This is a genomic window from Rhodococcus sp. HM1 (assembly GCF_023218075.1).
In the GTDB taxonomy this organism is placed as follows: domain Bacteria; phylum Actinomycetota; class Actinomycetes; order Mycobacteriales; family Mycobacteriaceae; genus Rhodococcus.
Genome location: NZ_JALPTB010000150.1, coordinates 1 through 3,576 on the forward strand (window position 1 = coordinate 1; position 3,576 = coordinate 3,576).

Sequence of the window (3,576 nt, forward strand, 5' to 3'; positions counted from 1 at the left end):
ACCGCACCCCGTGAGCCGCCGCCGATGACCATCGACACCCACCCGTCCACCGGCACGGCCGCGGCGGTGCGGTCCGAACCCGACTGGACCGCCCGCCGCGACCGGCACCGCGCCGCCGCCGACGAGCTGCTCGCCGGGCACCTGCGGCGGCGCGCGGCCCGGCAGGCCCATCCGGTGCACGACTTCCTGTTCACCTACTACAACCACCGGCCCAACCAGCTGCGGCGCTGGCATCCCGGTTTCGGGGTGGTGCTGCTCGGCGACGCCACCCGCGAGTACCGCGACCATCCCGCCTACGAACGCGTCGTCGTCGACGGGCAGCCCGGGGTCACGGTGTCCCGGCGCGCGGCGCTCGACCGGCTCGGCACGGTCGAGTTCGTGCGGGACCTGCTCGCGGCCACCGCGTCCCGGCCGCCGCAGCTGGGCTGTTTCGGGCTGCACGAGTGGGCGATGGTGTACCGCACGGACGACTCCGGGGTGCGGCACAACGCGGTGCCGCTGCGGCTCGGGCACGACGGCACCGACGCGGTGGTGGAATCATTGCAGTTGCGCTGCACCCATTACGATGCGTTCCGGTTCTTCACCCCCGACGCGGCCCCGCGCAACGCCGAGACCCTGACCCGGCGGACCCAGATCGACCGGGAACAACCCGGCTGCCTGCACGCCGGCATGGACCTGTACAAATGGTGCTACAAGCTGTCCCCGCTGATCGAGTCGGACCTGCTCCTGGACTGTTTCCGGCACGCCCGGGCGGCACGCGAACTCGACATGAGGGCCAGCCCGTATGATCTGAGCGAATACGGCTACTCGCCCATCACGATCGAGACTGCCGCCGGACGCGCACAGTACGTCCGCGAGCAGTCGGCGCTCACCACCCGCGCCGCAGCCCTGCGCCAGGAGCTGCTGAATCGATGCACCGCGCTGGCGGCGTGTCTCACCGACACGCAGATAACTACCGGCGGGTAACATGTTGGTGTTTTTCGTGCGGCACCGGTCGGCCCGACCGCACCGGGTGCACAGTTACCGGAAAGAGTGAGGCAATGACAGAACGCATTCAGGTCGGCGGACTCCAGGTCGCCAAGGTGCTCTACGACTTCGTCAACAACGAGGCCATCCCCGGGTCCGGTGTCGACGCGGACGCGTTCTGGACCGGCGCCGACAAGGTCATCCACGACCTCGCGCCCCGCAACCGGGAACTGCTCGCCATCCGCGACGACCTCCAGAGCAAGATCGACACCTGGCACCGCGACCGCGCCGGACAGCCCCACGACCCGGCCGCCTACAAGGCGTTCCTGCAGGAGATCGGCTACCTCGTGCCGGTGCCCGCCCCGTTCGAGGTGACCACCGCCAACATCGACTCCGAGATCGCCACCACCGCCGGCCCGCAGCTGGTCGTGCCGGTCCTCAACGCCCGCTTCGCGCTCAACGCCGCCAACGCCCGCTGGGGCTCGCTGTACGACGCGCTGTACGGCACCGACGCCATCTCCGAGGAAGGCGGCGCCGAAAAGGGCACCGGCTACAACAAGATCCGCGGCGACAAGGTCATCGCCTGGGCCCGCGACTTCCTCGACAAGGCCGCACCCCTGGCGACCGGCTCCCACACCGGCACCACCGCCTACCGCATCGAGGACGGCGCGCTGAAGGTCACCCTCGCCGACGGCACCGTCACCACCCTCGCCCAGCCCGAGAAGCTCGTCGGCTACCTCGGCGACCCCGCCGCCCCCACCTCGGTCCTGCTGCGCAACAACGGCCTGCACATCGACATCCAGATCGACCCGCAGTCCCCGATCGGCAGCACCGACACCGCCGGCATCAAGGACCTCGTCCTCGAATCGGCCGTCACCACCATCATGGACTTCGAGGACTCCGTCGCCGCCGTCGACGCCGACGACAAGGTCGTCGGCTACCGCAACTGGCTCGGCCTCAACCGCGGCGACCTGTCCGAATCGTTCACCAAGGGCGACAAGACCCTCACCCGCACCCTCAACGCCAACCGCGTCTACACCGCACTCGACGGCAGCGACCTCGAACTCCACGGCCGCTCCCTGCTGTTCGTCCGCAACGTCGGTCACCTCATGACCAACCCCGCCGTCCTCGACAGCGAGGGCAACGAGGTCCCCGAAGGCATCCTCGACGCCCTGATCACCACCCTGTGCGCCATCCACGGCCTGCACACCGACGAGGCCCACGGCCCGCTCGGCAACAGCCGCACCGGCTCGATCTACATCGTCAAGCCCAAGCAGCACGGCCCCGACGAATCCGCCTTCACCACCGAGCTGTTCGGCCGCGTCGAGGACGTCCTCGGCCTGCCCCGCAACACCCTCAAGGTCGGCATCATGGACGAGGAACGACGCACCACCGTCAACCTCGCCGCCTGCATCGAGGCCGCCTCCGAGCGCGTCGCGTTCATCAACACCGGCTTCCTCGACCGCACCGGCGACGAGATCCACACCTCCATGGAAGCCGGCGCCGTGGTCCGCAAGGCCGCCATGAAGCAGCAGAAGTGGATCCTCGCCTACGAGGACTGGAACGTCGACACCGGCCTCGCCTGCGGCCTGCAGGGCAAGGCGCAGATCGGCAAGGGCATGTGGGCCATGACCGACCTCATGCACGACATGCTCGTGCAGAAGATCGGCCAGCCCAAGGCCGGCGCCAACACCGCCTGGGTGCCCTCGCCCACCGGCGCCACCCTGCACGCCACCCACTACCACGAGGTCGACGTCTTCGCCGTCCAGGACGAGCTCGCGGGCAAGACCCGCGCCACCGTCGACGACATCCTCACCATCCCGCTCGCCGAGAACACCGACTGGTCCGACGCCGAGAAGCGCGAGGAACTCGACAACAACTGCCAGTCCATCCTCGGCTACGTGGTGCGCTGGATCGACCAGGGCGTCGGCTGCTCCAAGGTCCCCGACATCCACGACGTCGCACTCATGGAGGACCGCGCCACCCTGCGCATCTCCAGCCAGCTGCTCGCCAACTGGATCCGCCACGACGTCGTCAGCGCCGAGGACGTCGTCGCCGCCCTCGAGCGGATGGCTCCCGTCGTCGACCGGCAGAACGCCGGCGACGCCGCCTACCGGCCGATGGCCCCGAACTTCGACGACAGCATCGCCTTCCAGGCCGCCAAGGAACTGATCCTCGAAGGCACCAAGCAGCCCAGCGGCTACACCGAGCCGATCCTGCACCGCCGCCGCCGCGAGTACAAGGCCAAGTACGCCTGATCCGCAGCACACGACGCGGGGCCCCGTCCGACCCGGACCGGGGCCCCGCCCCGTTTTCCGTACACTGCGGGAGCCCGGAAAGAGAAGAAACGAGGCGGACGAACACGTGAGTCGACATCGCAGTTCCGGCGGCGTCCGAGGCATCAGCAAAGGCCCGATCATCGCCGTCGTCACCATCGTGCTGCTCGTCCTCGCCACCATCGGCTGGTTCCGGCTCCGCGACCACATCGACGACCAGGGCATCCAGGCCGCCCAGACCTGCGTCGAAGGCGACGCCGTCCTCCAGGTCAGCGCCGACCCCGCGATCGCCCCCGCCCTCACCACCCTCGCCGAACAGTGGACCGCCGACACC

2 protein-coding genes and 1 pseudogene are annotated in these 3,576 nt (G+C 69.3%); all 3 read left to right on the forward strand.

The annotated features are described in order from the left end of the window. Positions 1-24 precede the first annotated feature (24 nt). Positions 25-966, forward strand: coding sequence for a 3-methyladenine DNA glycosylase (locus tag M1M07_RS32040; protein WP_248676740.1), 942 nt, complete (start codon positions 25-27; stop codon positions 964-966). 74 nt (positions 967-1,040) lie between these two features. Continuing rightward, positions 1,041-3,224 (forward strand): malate synthase G, encoded by a 2,184-nt coding sequence (locus M1M07_RS32045; protein WP_248676739.1) that lies wholly within the window; start codon positions 1,041-1,043, stop codon positions 3,222-3,224. A 106-nt stretch (positions 3,225-3,330) separates the two neighbouring features. Further along, a pseudogene (locus M1M07_RS32050) lies at positions 3,331-3,576 on the forward strand (hypothetical protein); the annotation flags it as partial.

What these genes read in the sequence shown, in the direction of transcription:
- M1M07_RS32040 (WP_248676740.1), top strand. Translation starts at nt 25, where the DNA reads ATGACCATCGACACCCACCCGTCCACCGGCACGGCCGCGGCGGTGCGG.
- M1M07_RS32045 (WP_248676739.1), top strand. Translation starts at nt 1,041, where the DNA reads ATGACAGAACGCATTCAGGTCGGCGGACTCCAGGTCGCCAAGGTGCTC.